Here is a 23,616-nt window from a genome sequence, read left to right as displayed (position 1 = left end):
GCACCGGCAGCGTGCTCGGCGGACCGGGAAGGGTGCGGGTGTGGAGCCGCAGGCGGCGTTGGAGCGGATCGCATTTCTGCTGGAGCGTGCCCAGGCACCGACGTACCGGGTGCGGGCCTTCCGTACGGCTGCGCAGGTGCTGGCCGGGCTCCCGGCGGGGGAGGTCGAGGAGCGGGCGGCGGCCGGTTCGCTGGAATCGCTGAAGGGCGTCGGACCCAAGACGGCGCAGGTGGTACGGGAGGCGCTGGCGGGCGACGTACCGCGCTATCTGGCGAAGCTGGAGGCCGAGTCGGAGCAGGAGCCCTCGCTGCCCGAGGCGGCACGGGAGTTGCGGGCGGCGCTGCGCGGCGACTGCCATCTGCACTCGGACTGGTCCGACGGTGGCAGTTCCATCGAGGAGATGGCCGCGACGGCGAAGGCACTCGGGCACGAGTGGGCGGTTCTCACGGACCACTCGCCGCGGCTGACGATCGCGGGTGGCCTGTCCGCTGACCGGTTGCGCGCGCAACTGGACGTGGTAGCGCAGGTGAGCGAGCGACTGTCGCCCTTCCGGCTGCTGACGGGTATCGAGTGCGACATCCTGGAGGACGGCACCCTCGACCAGGAGGAAGAGCTGCTGGACAGGCTCGATGTGGTGGTCGCCTCGGTGCACTCCGAACTGCGGATGCCCGGGGACCGGATGACCCGGCGAATGGTCCGCGCCGTGCGCAATCCCCTGGTGGACGTGCTGGGGCATTGCACGGGGCGGTTGCTGTCGGGAAGGCGGCGGCCGGAGTCCGAGTTCGACGCGGAAGAGGTCTTCGCCGCCTGCGCGGAGTCCGGTACAGCTGTGGAGATCAACTGCCGCCCTGAGCGCAGCGATCCGCCGCGCCCTCTGGTGCGGCAGGCCCTCGACGCGGGAGTGCGCTTCGCCATCAACACCGACGCGCACGCCCCCGGCCAGCTCGACTGGCAGGTGGGCGGCTGCGTCCGTGCGGCCGAGTGCGGGGTATCGGCCGAGCAGGTCGTCAACACACTGCCGGCCGGTCAACTGCTGCGCTGGGCGGGCAAGCGCTGATCGCGTCCCGTTGCCCCGCTCGCCATGAGCCGGCGCGCTTTCGTTATCCGCCCGGACCGCAGGGCGCGCCTGAGCAGCTCAGGAACCGGCTCGGCGGTCGCGGATCTGAATCCTCACCGTGGCGTCCGCGCCGAGTACGGGGAGGGCCCGAGCGGTCGGTGGCAGGTCGATATGGCAGGCGTAGCCCTCGTCTTCCCTCTCCAGCGCCGCCGGCTGACGCTGTGAGGGAGTGGGCAGGCCGTCGGTGATGGGGTCGAAGCGTTCGCCGGCGCCCTCGACCATGGAGTTCCACGCCGCCCACACCTGAAGGCCCTCCCCCTGAGTGCCGGGCTCGATGTCGACAATGAGGGAGTCACTCCAGGCGGGTACCTGTTCGAGGTGATCATCGAAGCGGAAATGGCCGTTCTGCCCTTGGAGTTCGAATACGCGCAGGGTGAGGCTGTAGCGCATACGTGCGGCAGCGCTCTTGTCCAAGGGAGGCCCAGGTGTGGCGGGGGCGCGCTCCAGGAGAAATGTGGCGGCGAGCGGAACAGTGCGGTCGGGCTTTCCGCTCCGGCGTCGGATTTCCTTGCTGAGTTGGATCGGACACCAGTGCGCGGCCTGCCGTTCGCTGATGATGACCGGCAGTCCGCGGATTGCGAGGCGCATATCCGCCTGCCACTGGTCGTCGTCCCCGGCGGCGGTGGGCAGATCGGCGAGCCCGAGGAGGACCTGCCAGCGGCCGAACAGGAAGCGCCGCAGATTTTGGTAGCCCTCTTCCGAGTTCACTTCCCCATACGGGCCCGAGTGTGAGCGGTAGACATAGGCGCGGTGCGCGCGGCGCACATAGGCGTGGTCGATGCGCACCAGGCCGTCGCTCTTCGGCCCGACGGTGAGCCGAGCGAGCCCGTAGTCCTTGGGGTTGGTGCCCACGAGGCAGAAGACATCCTTGGGCGGGAAAGCCTCCTCCGGCATGGCTTGTGGGTCGAAGTCGGACCCGCGTGGGGGCTCGTCGCCGAAAGCGGCTCCCGGCTCGAGATAGCCGTACATCTTCTCCGGGGCGAAAATGTCCGAACCGGCCGGGCCGAAGGCCTGCTGCGCCCAGTCGAGGGCATCGAGCTGGAAGTCGATGCCGCCGTGCGGGGTGCCGTAGGTGAAGAACTTCGCCACCAGGTCCTTCGCCGGCACGCGGGACCGGCCGTCGTCCTCGGGCTGGAAGCAGATCTTCTGCATCATGCAGCGCACGACGAGACCGCCCATCGAGTGGGCCACGAGGTGGACCTTGGGGGCACCGGTCTTCTGCCGGACCAGGGCGATCAGGTCGTACAGTCCGGCGGCCGCCGTCTCGATGTTGAAACCGTCGGCGGTCACCCGCTGATGGATTTTGCTGAAGACGCGTTCGAACAGGTTCTCGTGCGGGGGCGGCAGGAAAGTGGTCGCTGCCTGGTCGTAGAACCGGTACACCCACAGTGAGGCTTGCGGCAGTTCCGCGTCCGCGGCATCGAGGAGGTACCGGTGCTGGTCTCCCTGTACGAGCAACCGGTAGTCCTCGTCGCCCATCAAGCGCAGCAGTGGCCCCTCGAACTGGTAGAAGTGAGGGTCGCCGTCCCCTCCGACGCGCACATGGGTGGCACCGTGGTTGAACCCGTAGAAGGGGTCGTCCACCGCTGCGTCGATGCCGGCTGTCGGCCCGGCGTAGCCCCGTACGTAGATGATCGGCAACCTGTCCACCCAGGACCTCCCGAAGCGTGACGCGGCGAGCAGCTACCGGAAGACCTTCCGGCGCAGACGCGATTCCGCCTGCTCGGCACAGCGTGCCGTGCGGACGCCGGGGACGGGCGCAACGCCGCAGCTCAGGGCGAGCACACCAGTCGGATAGCGCACGCTGCTACCGGTCAGGGCGAGCATGGCGGACACGCGCACGCTCCAACGCGGCGTCGAAGTCGCGCTGAGTGTCGTCACACCAGTGCAGCAAATCGGCGAGCATCTGCTGCAACGTCTCACTGGGACTTTTCCGCCACCCGCCTTCCGACAGGGCGTAGGTCTGCATGGCCTCGTTGGCGCGACGTACCGCTTCTTCGTGCTCTTCGTGCCGGCCCGCTTCTGTCACGTCCACTCCCGTCACTCCCGTTCCCGCACTCTGCGTTTGCGTGGTGCCGATGACACCGATCAGGGAAAGAGTAGCGTGGTGTGATTTTGCAACGCAGTGCAATTTCCTGAGGTCCAGGCCAACCGTGCCTGAATGAACAGGAGTTGGAGGAACGGCGACACAGTCGCTCCGCTGCCGTGCCGGGTATTGACGTCGGGGTGCGAGGGGAGGTGTGGTTGGGGCTCCCCCCAGCAGAAGTTCCCCCCACAGGAGGCCTGTTCCATGGAAGGCAGCCCCATGTCGTGCTCCCGCACCGGCGGATCGAAGGGCTCCATACGGAAGCGTCCACGCCGCGCCCGCACCCTGGTGGTCGCGCTGGCCGTCGCCGGCGGGCTGACCGGTGCCGCTGTGGCGACACCGTCGTTCGCCGCGTACGAGGACGACACCAAGAACGCCAAGCAGCGGAAGGCCGCGTTCACCTCTCCATTCACCGGGCTTCCGGCGAAGGAGAACCCCGTACTCGCGGTGAAGATCGACAACCATAAGGACGCCCGCCCGCAGACCGCGCTCGAAGACGCCGACATCGTCGGTGTGGAGAAGGTCGAGGGCGGACTGGGCAGACTGTTCGCGATCTATTCCAGCAACTACCCCAAGTCCCTGGGGCCGGTGCGCAGCGCCCGCGAGTACAACGTCGAGCAGATGCAGATGTTCCAACGCCCCGCGCTCGCCTACTCGGGCGCCCGCAAGGCGGTCGTGGACAAGATCAAGAAGTCACCGCTGTACGGGGTCTCGCACGACGACCACCCGGACGCCTATGAGCGCGGGGGAGACAACAAGCCCCCGCACAACCTCTACGGCCACCCCGACAAGCTCCTCGCAAAGGCGCCGAAGGCGAGCAAGGCAAGCGACATCGGCTTCCGTTTCGGCGCCGCGCCGAGCGGTGGCACGCCGACCGACGAGCAGACGGTGGACTACGGCTCGTCCCAGACCACCTTCAACTGGTCGGCGAAGGAGGGCCGTTGGCTGGCCTCCTTCGACGGCGAGCCGGCGAAGGGCACTTCGGGGGAGCGGCTCGGCGGCAAGACAGTGATCATCCAGAAGACGGACATGCCGCCGGACTCCAGCGGCGAGACGCCGTACATCGAGACGGTCGGCAGCGGTGAGGCGACCGTGCTGCGCGACGGCAAGGCGTTCAAGACCAAGTGGGAGCGCAAGAGCGCGACCGGCGACACCACCTACACCCTCTCGAACGGCAAGCGCATGCCTTTCGACAAGGGCCAGGTCTGGCTCGTCTACCAACAGCGCTGACCCACGCGTCGTATCGCGGCGCTCCACAAGGCTGGTCGTGCCGGGTGGCCGGAAAGGCCACCCGGCACCCGCATGAGGGCTGCGCCCCGTCAGGGGCGCGGGGAACTGCGCGACCGGCCACGACGTAGCCGCAGCCCGCGAGCATCGGGCAGGCACCCTTCCCCGTCGCGGGCCGACCACCGGCGGACCGAAGCACTTCGATACGGGTTGGTATCGTTACGCCGCCGGTCTGATGAGCAGGTCAGAAGCTGGCGGCCGAGGTGCGCGGGCCGAACAGCGCGGACTGTTCATCCGCCCCGGGGGGGGGGTGTCGCAGGAGGCGCCGGGGGAGTGAGGGAGGATTCAGGGATGAGCCGGGCCACCATCTACGACGTCGCCGAGCGTGCCCAAGTCAGCATCTCGACCGTCTCGTTGGCCCTGAACGCGCCGTCGAAGGTTCGAGCCGCCACCCTGAACCGCATCATGACCGCCATCGACGAACTGGGCTTCACCCCACGCGCCGAAGCGGCGTCCCGGGCACGAAAACGGGTGGGGCGGATCGGCGTCATGGCGCCGTTCACCACGTATCCGACGTTCGCCCGGCGGCTCGAAGGCGTACTGGAGGCCGTCAACGGGCTGGAGTACGAGGTCGTCGTCTACGACCAGATCTCCGCCGCCGCGGCCGCTCCGCTGCTGGTCGGTCTCCCTCTCACCCACCGGCTGGACGGACTGCTCGTCATGTCCCTGCCCTTGGCCCCGGACGTGGTCGAGCGGTTGCGCAGCAAGACGCTGCCGACCGTACTGGTCGAGCTCGCGCGACCGGACTTCAGCAGTGTCAGCATCGATGACGCGGCCGGCGGGCGGCTGGTCGCCGAACAACTGCTCGCCGCGGGCCATACCCGGTTCGGCTTCGTCGGCGAGACCCAGGCGTCCCCGGACTTCGCCTCCCAGTGCCGGGAGCGGCTGGCCGGCTTCCGCGCCGGGCTGCGGGACGCCGAGGCCGACCTGCCGGATTCCCGGGTGCGGCTCGTCGAGAACCATGTGGACGCCGCTGTCCAGGCCACCGCGGAGCTGCTGGACGAGGAGGAGCCGCCCACCGCCGTCTTCGCCCACGACGACTATCTGGCCGCTGGTGTGCTGCGGGCGGCCCGCGCCCGTGGGCTTCGCGTCCCGGACGACCTGGCGGTGGTCGGCTTCGACGACGGGGACTTCGCGGAGGCTCTGGACCTGACGACGGTGCGGCAACCGTTCCGGGAGTCGGGCCGCGTCGCCACGCAGATCCTGCTCGACCGCGTATGCGAGCCCGACCGGCCGATCCAGCGCACCCGTCTCGAACTCTCCTACGTTCGCCGCGGCACGGCCTGACCCGTTACCGTACGGCCCGACCGGCTGCCATCCCTCCCGGAGCGCCCCCTCCAAACCGCTCCCCCTCGAAGCGCGCCTCCCGAAACGTCCCACCCCAAGCCCGCCTTCCGAAGAGGGCTTTCGAAGCCCCTTCGAAGTGCTTCGATCAAAATATTGACCGGCAGTGCGGCGCTTGCCTAGCCTTCCCTCCGTGACATTGCAGCCAGCGACCGGGGCCACGGATCGTGCCCGGGCCGACGGCCGTTCCGGGGCCGAGGACCACAAGGGTCCGAAAGCGGCCCCGTGTTTCGGCGACTCCGGGGCCGGCAGCAGCACGCGGGGCGCGGCTCCGCCAAAGCTGCATGCCTCGGCCCGGAACGCGCAGTGCCGCGCTTCCACGGTGGCCGGGGAGGCAGGCGGGCCTGAACGCGGGATCCGGCATCGGCGTACGGGTCGTCGAGGAGTACGGGCACCGCTCACCGGCTGTCACATCGTTTCCCCAGGCCTCGCATCGCCACAGTCGCGCAAATCAGCAGGATCGACGGCGCGTACGTCGGCAGAATCGACCGCGCGTACGTCTACAGGATGGACGGCTGTCACCCCGGCCGCGACGGACCCCGTACCCTCGGCGAGGCCCTGGTCATCCAGGTGCTGAACGCCCTGGAATCGGCAAGCACGCCGCTGCCCGCCTGTGTCAAGATCACAGCTGCCCCTACCCGCACCACAACACCCCTTGGAGAGTGAGGCGTTGACCGCCGAAGCCCTGCCCGCCGAGCTCCGGCGTGCCCTCGTGCAGCTCGCTCGGACCCCCCGTCTGCTGGTCGCCAGCGACTATGACGGCACCTTCGCGCCGATCGTGCCCGACCCGGCGGAAGCCAGGCCGGTGCCCGAGTCGGTGCACGCGCTGCGCTCGCTCGCGGCGCTGCCCGCGACCACCGCCGCGCTGATCTCCGGGCGCGCCCTGCGTGACCTGGCCACCCTCTCCCGGCTGCCCGCCGAGGTGCATCTGGTGGGCAGCCACGGCTCCGAGTTCGATGTCGGCTTCGTCCACCAGCTCGACCCCGAATCGGCCCGGCTGCGGGCCGAGTTGCAGCAGGCCCTGGAGGAGGTCGCAGCGCAGGCGCCCGGCGTGACGCTGGAACCCAAGCCGGCCGGTGTCGCGGTCCATCTGCGGCGCGCCGAGTCCGAGACTGCGGAGCGGGCGCTGAAGGCGGTCCGCTCCGGCCCCGCCACCTGGCAGGGGATACACGTCACCGAGGGCAAGGCGGTCATCGAGCTGTCGGTGATAGCGACCGACAAGGGGAACGCCCTGGACACGCTGCGCCACCAGGTGGGTGCGAGCGCCGCGGTCTACTTCGGCGACGACACCACCGACGAGCGTGCCTTCGCGCGGCTCCAGGGACCGGACGTCGGGATCAAGGTCGGCGAGGGCGACACCGGCGCCCAGTACCGCATCGCCGACGCCACCGACGTGGCCACCGCGCTGGCGTTCCTGCTGGAGGAGCGGCGCTCCTGGCTCTACGGCCAACAGAGCCCGCCCATCGAGCGGTTGACGATGCTGGCCAACGAGCGCACCGTCGCCCTGCTGACCCCGGACGCCCGGCTGACCTGGATGTGCCACCCTGGCCCCGACTCCGCGGCCGTCTTCGCCGATCTGCTGGGCGGCCCCGGCGCCGGACACTTCTCCGTGCGGCCCCGCACCATCCCGGGCCGCCGTGCGGCAGGCGCGGCGAACCCGGCGGGCGGGGCGCCGCGCAGCCCGCTGCCGCTGGGCCAGCGCTACGTACCGGGGACGATGACCGTCGAGACCCGCTGGTCCCGTCTGCTGGTGACCGACTACCTCGAACACGGCCTGCCGGGTCACCGCACCCAGCTGACCCGCGTGCTCACGGGCAGCACCGCGGTCGCCGTCGAGTTCGCTCCCCGTCCGGAGTTCGGCCAGGTGCCGGTACGCCTGACGGCGGAGGCGGACGGCCTGCGCGTTCTCGGTACCGCCGAGCCGATGGTGCTGCGCTCGCCGGGAGTGCGCTGGGAGATCACTTCTGACGGAGTGAACGAAACAGCGCACGCCGTCGTGGAGTTGACCGAGGGAAGCCCGGTCGTGCTGGAGCTGCGGTGCGGCACCGACGACCTGGCGGCGGCCCCGACCGGTGAGCCGGAGCGCCGTGCGCTCGCCGACCGGTACTGGTCGGAGTGGCTGAGCAAGCTCAACCTGCCCGACTTCGAGCGGGATCTGGTGGCCCGCTCGGCCCTCACCCTGCGTGGTCTGTGCGACTCCGAGACCGGCGGCATCATGGCAGCGGCCACCACCTCGCTGCCGGAGGAGATCGGCGGCGTACGCAACTGGGACTACCGCTACTGCTGGGTGCGGGACGGCTCGATGACCGCGCAGGCGCTGGTCACCCTCGGCTCGACCGCCGAGGCGGAGGCGTTCCTCGACTGGCTGCACCGGGTGCTTGACACGCTGCCCGGGCCCGAGCGGCTGCACCCCCTCTACACCCTGCAGGGCACCGGTCTGGGCCCGGAGGCCGTACTCGACAGCCTCCCCGGATACGCCGGATCCCGGCCCGTCCGCGTCGGGAACCTCGCCGACCAGCAGGTCCAGCTGGATGTGTTCGGCCCGGTCGTGGAGCTCGTCGCGCACCTGGCCGAGGCCACAGGGCGGATCCGCGACCGCGACTGGGACCTGGTCGAGGCCATGGCCGCGGCTGTCTCCCGCCGCTGGAACGAGCCCGACCACGGCATCTGGGAAGAGCGCGACAAGCCCCGGCACCACGTCTACTCCAAGGTCATGTGCTGGGTGACACTGGACCGCGCGCTGAAGCTTGCCGCGATCTACGACCGTCGCCCCGACCCGTCCTGGGAACCGCTGCGTGACCGGATTGCCCAGGATGTCCTCGAAAATGGCTGGAGCCCGGACGCCCAGTCGTTCACCACGGCCTACGACGGTCTCGACCTGGACGCGGCATCCCTCCACGTCGGGCTCTCCGGCCTCGTGGACCCCACCGACGAGCGGTTCGCCGCGACCGTCACCGCCATCGAGTCCGAGCTGCGCAGCGGTTCCACGGTGTACCGCTACCGACGCGACGACGGCCTGCCCGGCGACGAGGGCGGCTTCCATCTGTGTGCGGCGTGGCTGATCGAGGCGTATCTGCTCACCGGACGCCGCACCGAGGCAGCCGAACTCTTCCAGCAGATCGTCGACACGGCCGGCCCGACCGGACTGCTCTCGGAGGAGTACGACCCGATCGCGGAACGCTCCCTGGGCAACCACCCCCAGGCGTACTCCCACCTGGGTCTGATCCGCTGCGCCCAGCTGCTGGCCCACTGACCGGAGTGACGGTGCCGAGGCCGCCCGCCTCGGCACCGTCGCTGCGGGCGGCCACGTCTGGCGCCGGGATCACCGCGGTCGGGTCACAGCGGCCGGTCGGGCAGGCTGATCACATGCCAGGGCGCCCAGTTCCACGGGCTGGCCTGGTTCGCGGGGTCGAGGAGGGCGCGCAGATGGGCGTCCGAGACGGCCTGCGGTGCGGGGAAGTCCTGGTCCGGGGTGCCGCGCAGACCCTCCATCCACACCTTGCGCACCAGCAGGTAGTCCGCCGCGAACGCATGCCACGAGTCGTATGCGGCGACCGTGGGCATGATGGTGGCGCGCAGTAGCTGCCAGGCGGTCGGCGCGTCCAGGTGTCCGGCGGCGTAGCCCTTGCGGACCACATCGGTGTACAGCGCCATGTCCCAGGCCAGCGGTTCGGTGCCCGTCTGCTCTCGCAGCGGTGCCCGGTAGCCGTTCTTGAGCAGGTCGTCCAGCCTGCTCAGCAGTTCGTCGCGGTCCGGGATCTCCCACTCTTCCCGCAGCCAGCGCTCGGCCTCGGCGTCGTCGCGGTACCGGAACGGATACAGGGTGGCGCGCGCGGCGTCCCGGCCGCGGTTGACCGGAGCGGACAGGGACACCAGCCACAGCTGATGGGCTGTCAGAGGCGGCTCGTACGGCGGCTGGGGGCGGCGCTCGCGGCGGAAGCGCTCGAACATCTGGACCATATTGCCGCACCCTACTGGGCGGCCCTCGCACCCCGGCATGGACGGGTGCCGACGGCGTTCGCCACGGGGCGCCGTATCTGAGCGAACGGAATCTGCCGACTTTACGCGGCTCGCTGAAGCCTCCCGGACGGTCCTGGCGCGCAGGCGGCGGCGAGAGCGGTGGCCTGATCACTTCGAACGCCCGGGAGCAGGGCTCGGACCCTCTCCCTCGGGCGGTGTGCCGGCTCTAGTGTCATCAACAGACAGTGTCGCTTTTACTACTGCATGGAGTCGACATGCTCGCTCGCGCCGCCCGCAGGATCCTGACCGTCTTCGCCGTCACGGCACTCGCCGGCACCGCTCTGGCCGCCGCGCCCTCCGCAGCCGACTCCTCGACCCGCGCCGTGCCCACGGGCGAGTTCACCGCTGTCAGCCAGGTGACCGGCAACTACATGATCCCCGACGACACCAAGGGGAACCCGGGTACCTACCTTCAGGTCTACCCCCACACCGCCCCCAAGGAATGGAAGACAACCTGGCGCTTCGTCCGGGTCGCCACCTCCAACGGGCGACCGGTCTATCAACTGGAAAGCTCCGCCGGAGCATGCGCCACCAACGAGAAGGGCGAGAACAGCATCGTCTATCTCCGCGACTGTTCCAGCTCCTCTCGGAACAAGGACCAGTGGTGGCTCCTGGAGCACGTCCCCGGCACCGACCCCCAGGACCCCGACTACGGCATCGTCTCCTACCGCGACGAGGACCTGGCGCTGACCGCCCGCGGTGAAGGGGACACCTACATCGACCTCAAGCGGATGTGGGGTGACCACCCCTCGCAGCGCCAGGGCTGGCACTTCTACTCCGCCTGAGAACCCGCTCCCAGGGGGAGGGGCGGGCCGCTCCCTCCCCCTGGGCCTCTGGGGTTCCCGGCGAGTCCGCGGTCAGCCGACGAGCTCCTTGGTGATGCGGTCCAGCATCAGGGCGGAGGACTCACGGGCCCGCTCCTCCCAGGCGAAGACGCAGGCGGTGGCGACACCGTCGAAATCGAGCTCGCGCAGGGTGCTGAAGAAGATGTCCCAGTCGACCTCGCCCTGGCCGATGTCCAGGTGCTGGTGGATGCGCGCTGGAGTGCCGGGGGGATTGAGGATGTAGCGCAGACCGGACGAGCCCTTGTGGTTGAAGGTGTCCGCGATGTGCACGTGCCGCAGCTTGTCGCCCGCGTAGCGCAGCATCGCCGCGATGTCCGCACCTGGCTGTGCGGGCCCGGCGAGGTGGAAGGAGTGCGGGGCGCAGTAGAGGTAGCCGACCCAGGGCTTGTTGACGGCGCGTACGAGGTCGACCGCGGGGGTGTTCTCCTCGCAGAAGTCGTCGGGGTGAGCTTCCAGGTTGAGTGCGATGCCCTCACGTTCGAAGACCGGCAGCAGCTCCTCCAGCGAGCGCCAGAAGGCGGCCTCGCTCTCCGCGGCCCGCTCCGGGCGGCCGTTGAACTCCGAGTTCATCAGCGGGCATTCGAGCTCGGCCGTGACCTCGATCATCCGCTTCCAGTAACGTACGGCGGCCTGCCGCTCGGTCTCGTCGGGTGAGGACCATTTGTACAGCGGCAGTACGGAGGAGAGCTGGACGCCGTGCCGACGCAGCGCGCCCTTGAGCTGGGCGACGCGCTCGTCGTCCGCCCGGGGATGCAGGAAGAACGGCATGAAGTCGTCGCGCGGTGACAACTCGATGTACTCATAACCGAGTTCGGCGACCGTACGGACCATCTCGTCCAGCGGCAGCGTGCGGAGCATGTAGGGGTCGAGGGCGATCTTCACGCGAGGCCTCCGTAGAGAGCGGGCCGAGGCTTCATGTCGACGGTGACGGGCTGCCGGTCCGATTCCAGGGACCGGACCGTGGCGTCGGTGATGACGGTCGCGGCGTAGCCGTCCCAGGCGGACGGGCCGGTGGGCTCGACGCCCGCCGCCACGGAGCCGATCCACTCTCGGAACTCGGTGTCGAAGGCGTCGGCGAACCGGCCCTTCCAGTCCTGGAGCACGGCCGTACCGTGCTGCCCCGCGCTCCGGATGCCGACGGCCGCCGGGTCGGGCAGCCGGATCAGCCCGTTCTCGCCGACGGTCTCGCACTGGATGTCGTAGCCGTACTGGCAGTTGACGAAGACCTCCAGGTCGATACGCACACCCTGCGCGGTCTCGAACAGCATGATCTGCGGATCCTTGAGGTGCTCGAACCGGTTGCTCGTCGAGCGCGGGGTGATCACCTGCGCTGAGACGATCTCGTCGTCCAGCAGCCAGCGCAGTACGTCGATCTCGTGCACGGCCGTGTCCTGCGCGGCCATGGCGGAGTGATAGGAGTCCGGCACGGTGGGGTTCCGGTGGGCGCAGTGCACCATCAGCGGGGCGCCGATGGAGCCGCCGTCCAGCACCTCCTTCAGCTGCCGGTACCCGGCGTCGTAGCGGCGCATGAAGCCCACCTGGACCAGGCGGCGGCCGTGCGCGCGCTCGGCCTCGACGATGCGCAGACAGTCCTCGGCGTTGGTGGCGAGGGGCTTCTCGCAGAAGACCGGCTTGCCGGCCGCGACGGCGTTCAGCACGTGCTCGGCGTGGGTGGGGCCCCAGGAGGTGACGAGCACGGCGTCGACGTCGTCCGCCGCGATCACGGCCGGGCCGTCGGGAAGAGTGCGGGCACCGACCCGGGCTGCCGTATCGCCCGCCCGGGCGCTGTCGATGTCGGTGACTGCCGTGACCCGGGCGCCCGCGACGACGTCGGTGAGCCGGCGTATGTGGTCCTGGCCGATCATTCCGGCGCCGATGACCCCAACGCGCACAGTCATGAGGGCTTCCTTTCTACGGTCCCCGGGGCGCCGTCGGCCGGTGCCGGGCGGCGGCGCCGCACGGGGACGGGACGGAGTGGATCAGGAGAAGCGGGTGCGCAGGTCGTCCTCGAGCTGCTCGAGGGTGCGCCCCTTGGTTTCGGGGACGAACAGCTTCACGAAGGCGAGGGAGAACAGTCCCGCCACCACGAAGAGGAAGAAGGTGTTGGAGACCCCGATCCCGGAGACCAGGGACGGGAAGACCAGCCCGATCACGAAGTTGGTCAGCCACAGCACCACGGCCGCGACGCCCATCCCGAAACCGCGCATCCGCGTCGGGAAGATCTCCGAGAGCATCAGCCAGGTCACCGGCGAGATGGCGCCCTGCTGGAAGGCGAGGAAGGTGATGGTCATCGCCAGTACCGCGAAAGCGCGTCCCATGCCCGAGTCCATGGTCAGCGAGAAGACGCCGATCATCAGCAGCGCCGCGGTGGTCCCCAGCTGCCCGGTCATCAGCATCGGGCGGCGGTTGACGCGGCCCAGCAACCAGATGCCGACGAAGGTGGCCAGCACCGAGATCACACCGTTGGCGATGTTCGCCACGAGCGCGTTGTTCGACTCGAAACCGGCCTCGGTGAGGATCTGGGTGCCGTAGTACATGATCGTGTTCACGCCCGTGATCTGCTGCACGATCGCGATGCCGAAGCCCACGAACATCAGCTTGCGCACCCACGGGGTGGCCTTCATGTCCTTCCAGCCGCCGAGCTTCTCCTTCTCGTCCTTGACGGCCAGCGCGGTCACCTCGCTCAGCTCCGCCTCGGCACGCGCCTGCGACCTGACCTGTTGCAGCACCTTGAGCGACTCGGAGAAGCGGCCCTTGGCGGCCAGCCAGCGCGGGCTCTCCGGCATCACCAGCATGCCGAACCAGAGCACCACGGCCGGCAGCGTCGCCAGCACCAGCATCCAGCGCCACACGCCGCCGGACTCGCCGCCCACCTGGGCGAGGGCCGCATTGGAGGAGAAGGCCAGCAGCTGACCGGTGACGATCATCAGCTCGTTCCGCGTCACCAGCGCACCACGGCGCTCCGCGGGAGAGACCTCGGCGAGGTAGACGGGCACCGTCACCGACGCGCCACCGACCGCGAGGCCGAGCACGAACCGGGCCACGATCATGACCTCGGTGTTGGGGGCGAGGGAGCAGCCCAGCGCGCCGATGAAGAACACCGCGGCCAGCAGCAGAATGTTCTTCCGCCGACCCCGCGCGTCCGAGAGCCGTCCGCCGGTGACCGCGCCGAGCGCCGCGCCCAGCAGCAGTGAGCTGGTGACCATGCCCTCGGTGGCCGGGGTCAGGCCCAGATCGTCGGTCATATACGGCAGTGCGCCGTTGATGACGCCGGTGTCGTAGCCGAAGAGGAGCCCGCCGAAGGTGGCGATCCAAGTGATCAGCCGCAGCCTTCGCCGGACGTGCGGCGGTGCGTCGTCGATGGTGGTGGACGGCACGGAAGGTGTCGGGTTCGGGGCCGCGTCGTCTCTTGTCGCGTCGTCGTCTCTGACATCCATGGCGGCCTCCTACCGGTTGTTGTTCGGACGGCGGGTTCGGGTCAGGCCGCAGCCGGCCAGATGCTCACGGGTACGTACCGCGATGGGAAGCGGCACCTCCGGGGCGCACGGGTACAGGTCCTGCTCCACGATGACGAACAGCTCGGCGTCGAGCCGTGAGAGGGCGTCCACCACCTCGGCCGGGTTCGGCACCCCCTCGGGCGGCGACACGCACACGCCGCGTTTGACGGCCTCGCCGAAGGAGAGGTTCTCCGCGGCCACCTGCGCCAGCACCGCCGGGTCCATCTGCTTGATGTGCACATATCCGACCCGCTCGCCGAACCGGCGCACGAGGTCGAGATTGTCACCGCCGCCGTACGCGACGTGACCGGTGTCCAGGCACAGGTTCGTGTAACGGCTGTCGGATTCGTTGAGCAGCCGCTCGATCTCGGGCTGCGTCTGGATGTGGCTGTCCGCGTGCGGGTGGAGGACCAGCCGGATGTCGTACTCGTCGAGCAGAAGCCTACCGAGCCGGTCGGCGTTCCGGCCGAAGCCGGCCCACTGCTCGGCGGTCAGCTCGGGGGACTCGGTGAACTCGCCGGTCTTCTCGTCCCGGTACATGGGCGGGATGAGCACGAGGTGGTGGGCGCCCGCGGCAGCTGTGAGCTCGGCCACCCGCCGGACGTGGGCCAGCATCTCGTCCCACGCCTCGGGACGGTGCAGCGCGCCGAAGGCGGTGCCGCCGGAGACCTTCAGCCCGCGTACGGCCAGTTCCTCGGCGAGGACGGCCGGATCGGTGGGCAGATAGCCGTAGGGCCCGAGCTCCAGCCAGGTGTAGCCCGCCTGTGCCAGCTCGTCGAGGAAACGGGTGTAGGGGACCTGGTGCTCGTCCTCGGGGAACCAGACTCCCCAGGAGTCCGGGGCCGAGCCGAGACACAGATTGCCCGCGACGGTACGGAGAGGGGATGGCGCCGTTGCCATGTCGATCAGTCCTTGGAGAGGGGAGGGGATACGGGGGGAGGGAGGTAGGGGAAGGCCGCGGTCAGCTGGAGGTGGGGAAGGCGAAGTCCGCGGCGGCGTGCCGGGTCGCCGGCTGGGGCCAGCGGGTGGTGACGACCTTGGGGCGGGTGTAGAAGCGGATGCCCTCGGGGCCGTGGATGGGGGAGTCGCCGATGAGGGAGTCCTTCCAGCCGCCGAAGGAGTAGTAGGCCATCGGGACGGGGACCGGCACGTTGACGCCGATCATGCCGACCCTGGTCCGGCGCTGGAATCGGCGCGCGGCCTCGCCCGAGCCGGTGAACAGTGCGGTGCCGTTGCCGTAGGGGTTGGCGTTGATCAGGGCGATGGCTTCGTCGAGGGTTTCGACGCGGACGACGGCGAGGACGGGGCCGAAGAGTTCCTCTTGGTAGGCGTCCATGTCGGTGGTGACGTGGTCGAGGAGGGAGGGGCCGGTGAAGAAGCCGCTCTCATGGCCGTCGATCTTGAGTCCGCGACCGTCGACCACGACGGTGGCGCCCTGTGCGGCCGCGGTGCCGACGGCGTTCTCGACGCGTTCCTGCGCGGCCTTGGTGACGAGCGGGCCCATGTCGGTGTCGGGTGCGTTGCCGGGGCCGACCGTGATCTCGCGGGCCTTGCGCTCCAGGGCGGTGACCAGGTCGTCGGCGGCCGAGCCGACGGCGACGGTGACGGAGACGGCCATGCAGCGCTCGCCCGCGGAGCCGTAGGCACCGGCGGTGATGTGGCCCGCGGCGAATTCGAGGTCGGCGTCGGGCAGGACGACGGCGTGGTTCTTGGCGCCGCCGAGTGCCTGGACGCGCTTGCCGTGTGCGGTGGCCTGCTGGTGGACGTAGGTGGCGATCGGGGTGGAACCGACGAAGGAGACGGCCTCGATGCCGGGATGGGTGAGGATCGCGTCGACGGCCTCCTTGCCGCCGTGGACGACGTTGAAGACGCCGTCGGGCAGTCCGGCCCGCTGGTAGAGCCCGGCGACGAAGTTGGCGGCCGACGGGTCCCGCTCACTGGGTTTGAGGACGAAGGTGTTGCCGGTGGCGATCGCGATGGGGTGCATCCACAGCGGCACCATCGCGGGGAAGTTGAACGGTGTGATGCCGGCGACGACACCGAGCGGCTGGCGGAAGTTGTGGACGTCCACGCCGCGGGAGACCTGGTCGGAGTAGCTGCCCTTGAGGGTGTCGCCGAGGCCGCAGGCGAACTCGACGACTTCCCGGCCGCGGGCGATTTCGCCGCGTGCGTCGGCGACGGTCTTGCCGTGTTCGGCGGAGATGATCCGGCCCAGTTCCTCCTCGTGTTCCAGCAGCAGCTGGCGGAAGGCGAACATCACCTGGGTGCGCCGGGTGAGGGAGGACTCCGACCAGGTCTCGAAGGCGGTGGCGGCGGCCTGGACGGCCGTATCGATGTCGGTGGGGGTGCCCAGGGTGCCCTGGGCCTGCTGGTGGCCGGTCGCCGGGTTGAACACCGGCGCGGTCTTCGTGCTCGGGCCGGTGGCGGGCGAGCCGTTGATCCAGTGCGGGATGGTCTTCACGGTGCGGATGTCCTTACAGGTAATGCCGCTGGGTGGCCTTGTGCGCGGCGTAGGTCTCGAACGCGGTGCGGGTGGAGTCGAGAGCGGAGGTCTGGCTGACGGGTACGTCCCACCACCCGTGGGCGGGTGGGTTCGGCCCGTACAGGTCGGTCTCGACGTGCACGACGGTGGTGCGCTCGGCGGCCTTGGCCTTTTCCATCGCGGTGCGGAACTCGTCGACGGTGGTGGCGTGCAGGACGTCGGCGCCGAGGGAGGCGGCGTTGGCGGCGAGGTCGACGGGGAGCACATTGCCGTCGAGCAGGCCCGATGCGTCGTCGCGGTAGCGGTATTTGGTGCCGAAGCGCTGAGATCCCAGGGACTCGGAGAGCGCGCCGATGGAGGCGAAGCCATGGTTCTGGACGAGGACGATGATGACCTTCAAGCCCTCGGAGACCATGGTGACGATCTCCTGCGCCATCATCAGGTAGGACCCGTCCCCGACCAGGACGACCACCTCACGCGTCGGGTCGGCCATCTTGGCGCCGAGCCCGGCGGCGACCTCGTAACCCATGCAGGAGTACGCGTACTCGACGTGGTATGCCTTCGGATCCCGGGCCCGCCACAGCTGTTGCAGGTCACCGGGCATGGAACCGGCCGCGTTGATGACCACGTCACGGTCGCCCAGGCTTTCGTTGAGCGCGCCCAGGATCTCGGTCTGGGCGGGGCGTGGACCGTGCCCCAGGGTGAAGCAGCGGTCCTCGATCTCCCGGGTGCGGCTGATGAGTTGCCGCGTACGGCGGCGGTAGTCCTCGGGCACCTGCCAGTCGGCCAGCGCACCGGCCAGTGCCTCGATGCCGAGCCGGGCGTCGGCGACCAGGGGTTCCGCGGAGTGCTTGACGGCGTCCAGGCGGGCCACATTCAGATTGACGAAGGTGACGTCGGGGTTGCCGAAGACGGTGTGGCTGGCGGTGGTGAAGTCGCTGTAGCGCGTGCCGATGCCCAGCACCACATCCGCGTCCCTCGCCAGCTCGTTGGCGGCGTAGGAGCCGGTCGAGCCGATGCCGCCGACCGCGCACGGGTGGTCCCAGGCGACGGCGCCCTTGCCGGCGTGGGTGTCGGCGACGGGGATACCGGTGGCCTCGGCGAAGGCCCGCAGCTGGGTGTGCGCACCGGAGTAGACGGTGCCGCCCCCGGCCACGATCAGCGGCCGCTTCGCCGTACGCAGCAGACGCACGGCCCGCTCGACCGCCGCCGCCTCCGGCACCGGGCGGCCCACGCGCCACACCCGGCGGCGGAAGAAGTCGGCAGGCCAGTCGAAGGCTTCGGCCTGCACGTCCTGCGGCAGCGCGAGCGTGACGGCGCCCGTCTCGACCGGGTCGGTCAGCACCCGCATCGCGGCCGACGCGGCCGGGATCAGCTGCTCGGGCCGCGAGATGCGGTCGAAATACTTCGACACCGCGCGGAAGGCGTCATTGACCGTCACGTCCCCGCTGCGGGTGTCCTCCAACTGCTGGAGCACCGGATCCGGCGTACGGGTGGCGAACATGTCGCTGGGCAGCAGCAGGACCGGCAACCGGTTGGTCGTGGCGAGTGCGGCACCGGTGAGCATGTTCGTGGAGCCGGGGCCTGTCGAGGCCGTGCAGGCGAAGGCGGAGAGCCGGTCGCGCATCTTCGCGTAGGCCACCGCCGCGTGCACCATGCCCTGCTCGTTCCGGGCCAAGTAGTACGGGAGATCGGCCTCTTCGGTGACGGCGGCCTGCAACAGCGCCTGCCCCACACCCGCCACGTTGCCGTGCCCGAAGATCCCCCAGACCCCGGGGATCAGCCGCTGCTCCCGCCCGTCACGCTCGCTGTACTGGTTCGCCAGAAAGCGGACCAGGGCCTGGGCTGTCGTGAGCCTGATCGTTTCCATCACGCGGTCTCCTCGGCCCCGAACGGCAGCCGGGCATCGACGTCCTGGGACTCCCATGTCGAGCGCACCCAGCCGTGCGCGGGGTCGTCACAGATCAGCCAGGCGCGGTCCTGCCCGGGACCCGCCATGACGTTGAGGTAGTACAGGTCGTAGCCCGGCGCGGCGACCGACGGGCCGTGCCAGCCGTGCGGAATGAGCACCGCGTCGCCGGAGCGGACCTCGGCCAGCACATCGAGGGGCCGCGCCTCGGTGCCGTACACCCGCTGGTAGGCGAAACCGCCCTCGCCCGCGACCTGGAAGTAGTAGATCTCCTCCAGCTCCGACTCGACCGGCCTGCCCTGCTCGTCCCGGCGCGCCTCGTCGTGCTTGTGCGGCGGATACGACGACCAGTTGCCGCCCGGCGTCAGCACCTCGCACACCAGCAACTGCTCCGCGTCGAACGTGCCGGGCAGGCAGTAGTTGTTGACCTGCCGCGAACACGCCCCGGCACCGCGCAGTTCCACCGGCACGTCCGCTGCCCGGCCGTACCGAGCGGCGAGGTGGCGGCTCCGGCGAGTGCGAGCGGACGGCAGCGCGAACGTACCGCCGGCCGCGCCGCTGATGAGCGCCTCCGATGCGGGCGGCAGATAGGCGAAGTCGGTGACCGAGTCGAACACGCCCGTCCGCCCGCCGAGTCCGAAGACCTGCCCGTCCACGGTGACCGTGCAGCCGCCCGCCAGCGGCAGCACCAGGAACTCCGAATCACCCGTGGACAGCGCGTGCGCCTCGCCCGGCCTCAGCGTCAGGGTCCGCAGCCCGGAGTATCCCCAGCCCGCCGACTCGGGCGTGACCACCAGGTCGTACGGGCCGTCGGCCGCCGTGCCGTTCGGCAGGTGGTAGGTGCTGCTCACAGCAGGCTCACCGCCTTGTCCACGGCACCGGCGACATCGCCGTTCGAGGGGTAGAGCAGGGAACGGCCCACCACCAGCCCCTGTGCGGTGGGCTGTTCGAGGGCACGGCCCCAGGAGGCGAAGGCGGCCTCGGGGTCGGTGACCTCGCCGCCCAGCAGCAACGCGGGCAGCGTGGAGGAGGCCAGAACGCGCTCCATGTCCGCCACGACCGGCAGCTTCAGCCACGTGTAGGCGCTGCGCCGGCCCAGCCCGGAGGCGATGGTGATCGACTTGATGACCGCGTCCGGCGAGAGGTCGTTGCGGATCCGGCCGTCCTGCCAGACCGACAGGAAGGGCTCGACCATCGCCACCAGGCGCCGGTCGTTCAGTTCGTCGACGGCGCGGGCGGCGTTCTCCAGAGCCGCCGGGGTCGCAGGATCCCCCAGCGCGATACGGGTCAGCATCTTGCCGCCGTCGAAGCCCATCGCGGCAATCGTCTCGGCGTCGTAGCCGGTGAACCGGTCATCGATCTCGAACACCGAACCGGCCAGCCCACCCCGGTTCATCGACCCGAAGACGCTCTTGCCGTCGAGGACGCCGAGCAGCAGCAGATCCTCCAGGATGTCCGCCGTGGCCAGCACCCCGGTCACCCCCGGGCGCTCCAGGGCCACGCACATCCGCTCCAGCAGCTCGAAGCGGTCGGCCATGGCGCTGGGGTCGTCCCCGACGCCGTTGGCGCCGCGCGCCGGATGGTCCGCGGCAATGATCATCGCCTTGCCGTGCGCGCCGAGCGGCGAGGTGGGCTTCACGCGTTGTGCGGCGGCCGCCGCGATGGCGCCGGGGTCGCTGACCCGGGCGGCCACGATCCGGCTCACGTTGTCGGACAGCACGTCGTCAGGCCTTTCGTACGTCGGGGGCAGTGGTGGCCGCGCGCAGCTTGTCCGCGACCTCGGCCTCGGTCGGCATCGCGTCGGAGCAGGCCAGCCGGCCCGCGACCAGCGCACCTGCGGCATTGGCGAAGGACACCGCGCGGCCCAGGTCCCAGCCGGAGAGCAGCCCATGACACAAGGCCCCACCGAAGGCGTCACCGGCACCGAGCCCGTTGACAACCTCCACCGGCACAGGCGGAACCTCGACAGCCTGTCCCTCGGCGTCCATGGCCAGGACCCCCGCAGGGCCCCGCTTCACGACAGCCAGCTCCACCCCGGCCGCCAGCAGCGCCTTGGCAGCGGCGTACGGCTCGCGCTCACCGGTGGCGACCGCGCACTCGTCGAGGTTTCCGACGGCGACCGTGGTGTGCCGCAGCGCCTCGGCGTAGCACGCGCGGGCCGCGACGGCATCGGCGTCGGGCCAGAACATCGGCCGCCAGTCCAGATCGAAGACGGTCGTACCGGACTTCGCCCGATGCTCCAGCGCGGCCAGAGTGGCGGACCGGCTCGGCTCCTCGGCCAGTCCGGTGCCGGTCATCCAGAAGATCCCCGCGTCGCGGACTGCGCCCCGGTCCAGCTCCTCCGGGCGTATATCCAGGTCAGGGGCCTTCGGCAGCCGATAGAAGTAGAGCGGGAAGTCATCGGGCGGGAAGATCTCGCAGAACGTGACCGGGGTCGGCGCGATGTCCGACGTACCGACGAAGCGGTCGCTGACCCCGTAACCGTCGAGAGCCGCACGGACGAAGCCGCCGAACGGGTCGCGTCCCGTTTTGGTGATCACGGCCGCCCGGTGCCCGTACCGGGCGGCGGCGACGGCCACGTTGGTGGGGCTGCCGCCCAGGTACTTGCCGAACGAGGTGACCTCCGCCAGCCCGACGCCGGTCTGGAGCGGATACACATCCACTCCCACGCGGCCCATGGTCAGCACTTCGAACGACATCACGCTGGATTCCCTTCGCACCGAGGACCCCGGACTCGTGGGGTGGCGGCTGGTGGGGTGGCGGTTGGACTGTCGCGCTCTACTAGCGCGCTCTAGTTCGAGTACGATGGCCCTCGTGCAAATGTCATGTCAATAGGTTGTTGCCGCGAGATTTGCGGAGCGTTCAACGAGGCTCGGTCCGCGGGTGGCGGGGGCGCGCGGGATAGCGTGCCGGGTGGATGTGAGGGAGGGGGTGGGGCGGGGCACGGTGGGGGCGGTTGGTGCGTTGGGTTTTATTGGCGGGCACCGGGCGCCACTGGAGGCGCCGGTACCGGGTGTCACTGGAGGCACTTGGCGCCGGTGGCACTTGGCACCGGAGGTGCCGGATGTCATCTGACGTCGTCGGAGGCGCGGCCACCGGAGGCGCTGGGGGCGCCGGCACCGGAGGTCACTGGAGGCACCGGCACCGGACGCCACCGGATGTCTCCGGACGTCGTCGGACGATGTCGGACGTCGTCGGACGCGAAGGAAACGGAAGGCGCGAACGCGCGCGGTGCGGATGCGCGGGAGAACTGCGGGAGGGTGAGTCGACAGGTGGCTGCGACGGGTAAGCAGCGTCCGACGATGGCGGACGTCGCCGCGAAGGCAGGCGTTTCCCGGGCGTTGGTCTCGATCGTCTTCCGCGATCAGCCGGGAGCCGGGCAGGAGACCCGTGACCGGGTGCTGCGGGTTGCCGACGAGATCGGTTACCGCCCCGACAACGCCGCCCGACTTCTTGCCCGGGGCCGTAGCCGGGCGCTCGGCGTGATGTTCACCGTGCGCCAGACCTTCCACGCCGACCTCATCGAGGGCATCTACGCCGAGGCCGAGCGGCACGGCTACGACGTTCTGCTGTCGGCGACGGCCCAGGGCCGGGGCGAGGTGAAGGCCGTGGAGGCGCTGCTCAGTCACCGCTGCGAAGCCATGATCCTGCTCTGCTCGGACTCGGCGCCCGAGGGTCTCGAGACCCTCGGGCAGCGCACGGTGGCGGTCTCGGTCGGCCGCCGGATGTCAGGATCCCCGGTCGACTTCGTCCACAGTGCCGAAGGCAAAGGCGTACGGCAGGCCATGGACTACCTCGTCGAGCTGGGGCACCGCGACATCGTCCATGTCGACGGCGGCCGCGGCCCCGGTTCGGCCGAGCGTCGACGCGCCTACCGCGCCGCCATGCGCCGCCACGGGCTGGAGTCGGAGATCCGGGTGATTCCGGGCAACCACACGGAAGAGTCGGGTATCGACGCCGGCCGCCTGCTGATGGCGGAACGCGATGCCGGGCGACCGCTGCCGACAGCTGTCCTGGCCGCCAACGACCGTTGCGCCATGGGCCTGTTGATGGCCTTCGGCCGGGCCGGTGTCGAGGTGCCGGGGGAGGTGTCCGTCGTCGGTTACGACGACAGCCATCTGTCCCACCTCATGCCCGTCGGCCTGACGACGGTCCGCCAGGACGCCGTCCTCATGGCCGAGCACGCTGTCCGCTTCGCCGTGCAGCGGCTGGACGACAAGGGGTTGGAGCCGCAGGAAGCTGTGATCGAGCCGAAGTTGGTCGTACGGGACACCACGCGGGCACCCCGCGGGATGTGAGGGCGGTCGCCCGTCCGTGTTCCGGTGACGGGGTGCCTCTGTCCGTCGGTCGCGGGCTGCGGGTCCTCCCCCAAGCTCTTCGAGCAGGGAGGTACCCCCAGGTTGCTCGCGCAGTTCCTCGCGCCCATGACGGGGCGCGTCCACCGATGCCGGACACCCCTAAGAGGTGCCGAAGTCGGGGAGGGTGAGGGAGCCGTCCTCGGCTAGGGGGAAGCCGGGGTTGTGGGCGATCTCCCAGGCGTGGCCGTCCGGGTCGATGAAGGCGCCGGAGTAGAAGCCGATGGCATTGGTGACCGCGGGCTTGGTGATGGTTGCTCCGGCGCGTTCCGCGGCCGTGAGCAGCTCGTCGACCTCCGCATCTGAGCGCACGTTGTGCGCCAGGACGATCCCGCTGAAGCCGGCCGCTGCTCCGTCCGTCAGCCCGCAGTCCCGCGCGAGTTTGTCGCGGCCCCACAGGACCAGGGCTTGACCGCCCGCCTGGAAGAAGACCGTCTCCTGGACTTCTTGGCCCCGCCAGCCCAAGGCTTCGTAGAACGCCCGAGAGCGTGCGACATCAGAAACTCCCAGGGTGACCAGACTGATGCGCTGTTCCATGCAAGGACATTAACGCAATCCCCGGTGGGGAGCGGAGATCGAATTGCCGGACACGCCCTGACGCAGGGAGTGCTGCGACCCGAATCGGTCGGACGGATGTCGGCGGGTTGCTTGCTCTTCGCGGGGGTCGGGGAGGG

General features: G+C 69.9%; 19 protein-coding genes. 6 read left to right on the top strand and 13 right to left on the bottom strand.

Annotated features, from left to right (window positions below):
• Positions 1-40 precede the first annotated feature (40 nt).
• Complete coding sequence (locus ACQEU8_RS21135; RefSeq protein WP_433103356.1) at positions 41-1,057, top strand: PHP domain-containing protein; 1,017 nt, start codon at positions 41-43, stop codon at positions 1,055-1,057.
• Positions 1,058-1,135: 78 nt separating this feature from the next.
• Here ACQEU8_RS21135 and ACQEU8_RS21130 read toward each other — a convergent pair whose 3' ends face one another.
• Positions 1,136-2,767 carry an esterase/lipase family protein gene (locus ACQEU8_RS21130; RefSeq protein ID WP_433103353.1) on the bottom strand — a complete coding sequence of 544 codons (1,632 nt, stop codon included), beginning with the start codon at positions 2,765-2,767 and terminating at the stop codon, positions 1,136-1,138.
• 157 nt (positions 2,768-2,924) lie between these two features.
• Positions 2,925-3,152 carry a hypothetical protein gene (locus tag ACQEU8_RS21125; RefSeq protein ID WP_433103350.1) on the bottom strand — a complete coding sequence of 76 codons (228 nt, stop codon included), beginning with the start codon at positions 3,150-3,152 and terminating at the stop codon, positions 2,925-2,927.
• Positions 3,153-3,407: 255 nt separating this feature from the next.
• On the opposite strand from ACQEU8_RS21125, the gene ACQEU8_RS21120 reads away from it, so the two are divergent.
• From ACQEU8_RS21120 to otsB, 3 genes are all read left to right on the top strand, one after another.
• Positions 3,408-4,433, top strand: a complete 1,026-nt coding sequence (locus tag ACQEU8_RS21120) for a DUF3048 domain-containing protein (protein ID WP_433103348.1) — start codon at positions 3,408-3,410, stop codon at positions 4,431-4,433.
• 348 nt (positions 4,434-4,781) lie between these two features.
• A complete protein-coding gene (locus ACQEU8_RS21115) occupies positions 4,782-5,777 on the top strand; it encodes a LacI family DNA-binding transcriptional regulator (RefSeq protein WP_433103346.1) in 996 nt (331 codons plus the stop codon).
• A 727-nt stretch (positions 5,778-6,504) separates the two neighbouring features.
• Positions 6,505-9,087, top strand: coding sequence for a trehalose-phosphatase (gene otsB / locus ACQEU8_RS21110; RefSeq protein WP_433103344.1), 2,583 nt, complete (start codon positions 6,505-6,507; stop codon positions 9,085-9,087).
• A gap of 83 nt (positions 9,088-9,170) precedes the next feature.
• On the opposite strand, the gene ACQEU8_RS21105 is transcribed toward otsB, so the two are convergent.
• Positions 9,171-9,794 (bottom strand): DUF1266 domain-containing protein, encoded by a 624-nt coding sequence (locus tag ACQEU8_RS21105; RefSeq protein ID WP_433103342.1) that lies wholly within the window; start codon positions 9,792-9,794, stop codon positions 9,171-9,173.
• Between the two features lie 275 nt (positions 9,795-10,069).
• On the opposite strand from ACQEU8_RS21105, the gene ACQEU8_RS21100 reads away from it, so the two are divergent.
• A complete protein-coding gene (locus ACQEU8_RS21100) occupies positions 10,070-10,639 on the top strand; it encodes a hypothetical protein (protein ID WP_433103340.1) in 570 nt (189 codons plus the stop codon).
• A 72-nt stretch (positions 10,640-10,711) separates the two neighbouring features.
• On the opposite strand, the gene ACQEU8_RS21095 is transcribed toward ACQEU8_RS21100, so the two are convergent.
• The 9 genes from ACQEU8_RS21095 to iolC all read right to left on the bottom strand — a co-directional run bounded on the left by ACQEU8_RS21095 (position 10,712) and on the right by iolC (position 21,286).
• Complete coding sequence (locus tag ACQEU8_RS21095; RefSeq protein ID WP_433103338.1) at positions 10,712-11,581, bottom strand: sugar phosphate isomerase/epimerase family protein; 870 nt, start codon at positions 11,579-11,581, stop codon at positions 10,712-10,714.
• Positions 11,578-12,597 carry a Gfo/Idh/MocA family protein gene (locus ACQEU8_RS21090; RefSeq protein ID WP_433103336.1) on the bottom strand — a complete coding sequence of 340 codons (1,020 nt, stop codon included), beginning with the start codon at positions 12,595-12,597 and terminating at the stop codon, positions 11,578-11,580. Before ACQEU8_RS21090 ends, ACQEU8_RS21095 begins: the two co-directional genes overlap by 4 nt.
• A gap of 81 nt (positions 12,598-12,678) precedes the next feature.
• A complete protein-coding gene (locus tag ACQEU8_RS21085) occupies positions 12,679-14,136 on the bottom strand; it encodes a sugar porter family MFS transporter (RefSeq protein ID WP_433103334.1) in 1,458 nt (485 codons plus the stop codon).
• Positions 14,137-14,145: 9 nt separating this feature from the next.
• Positions 14,146-15,096: a TIM barrel protein gene (locus ACQEU8_RS21080; protein ID WP_433103332.1), complete on the bottom strand. Its 951-nt coding sequence runs from the start codon at positions 15,094-15,096 to the stop codon at positions 14,146-14,148.
• A gap of 61 nt (positions 15,097-15,157) precedes the next feature.
• Positions 15,158-16,657, bottom strand: coding sequence for a CoA-acylating methylmalonate-semialdehyde dehydrogenase (locus ACQEU8_RS21075; protein WP_433103330.1), 1,500 nt, complete (start codon positions 16,655-16,657; stop codon positions 15,158-15,160).
• Between the two features lie 13 nt (positions 16,658-16,670).
• A complete protein-coding gene (gene iolD, locus ACQEU8_RS21070; protein ID WP_433103328.1) occupies positions 16,671-18,548 on the bottom strand; it encodes a 3D-(3,5/4)-trihydroxycyclohexane-1,2-dione acylhydrolase (decyclizing) in 1,878 nt (625 codons plus the stop codon).
• Entirely contained in the window at positions 18,548-19,438 is an 891-nt protein-coding gene (gene iolB, locus ACQEU8_RS21065) for a 5-deoxy-glucuronate isomerase (protein WP_433103326.1), read from the bottom strand. Before iolB ends, iolD begins: the two co-directional genes overlap by 1 nt.
• Positions 19,435-20,307, bottom strand: a complete 873-nt coding sequence (locus tag ACQEU8_RS21060) for a Cgl0159 family (beta/alpha)8-fold protein (protein ID WP_433103324.1) — start codon at positions 20,305-20,307, stop codon at positions 19,435-19,437. Before ACQEU8_RS21060 ends, iolB begins: the two co-directional genes overlap by 4 nt.
• A 4-nt stretch (positions 20,308-20,311) precedes the next feature.
• Complete coding sequence (gene iolC, locus ACQEU8_RS21055) at positions 20,312-21,286, bottom strand: 5-dehydro-2-deoxygluconokinase (RefSeq protein ID WP_433108617.1); 975 nt, start codon at positions 21,284-21,286, stop codon at positions 20,312-20,314.
• A gap of 603 nt (positions 21,287-21,889) precedes the next feature.
• On the opposite strand from iolC, the gene ACQEU8_RS21050 reads away from it, so the two are divergent.
• On the top strand, positions 21,890-22,885 hold the full coding sequence (locus tag ACQEU8_RS21050; protein WP_433108615.1) for a LacI family DNA-binding transcriptional regulator: 996 nt from the start codon (positions 21,890-21,892) through the stop codon (positions 22,883-22,885).
• A gap of 159 nt (positions 22,886-23,044) precedes the next feature.
• Here the strand turns inward: ACQEU8_RS21050 and ACQEU8_RS21045 are convergent, their stop codons facing one another.
• Entirely contained in the window at positions 23,045-23,479 is a 435-nt protein-coding gene (locus tag ACQEU8_RS21045) for a VOC family protein (RefSeq protein ID WP_433103322.1), read from the bottom strand.
• Between the last annotated feature and the right edge of the window lie 137 nt (positions 23,480-23,616).

It is taken from the genome of Streptomyces sp. CA-250714, assembly GCF_050936705.1.
Classification (GTDB): domain Bacteria; phylum Actinomycetota; class Actinomycetes; order Streptomycetales; family Streptomycetaceae; genus Streptomyces.
Note: the sequence above shows the minus strand (reverse complement) of the source record. Positions and strands in the feature narration are given on the sequence as shown.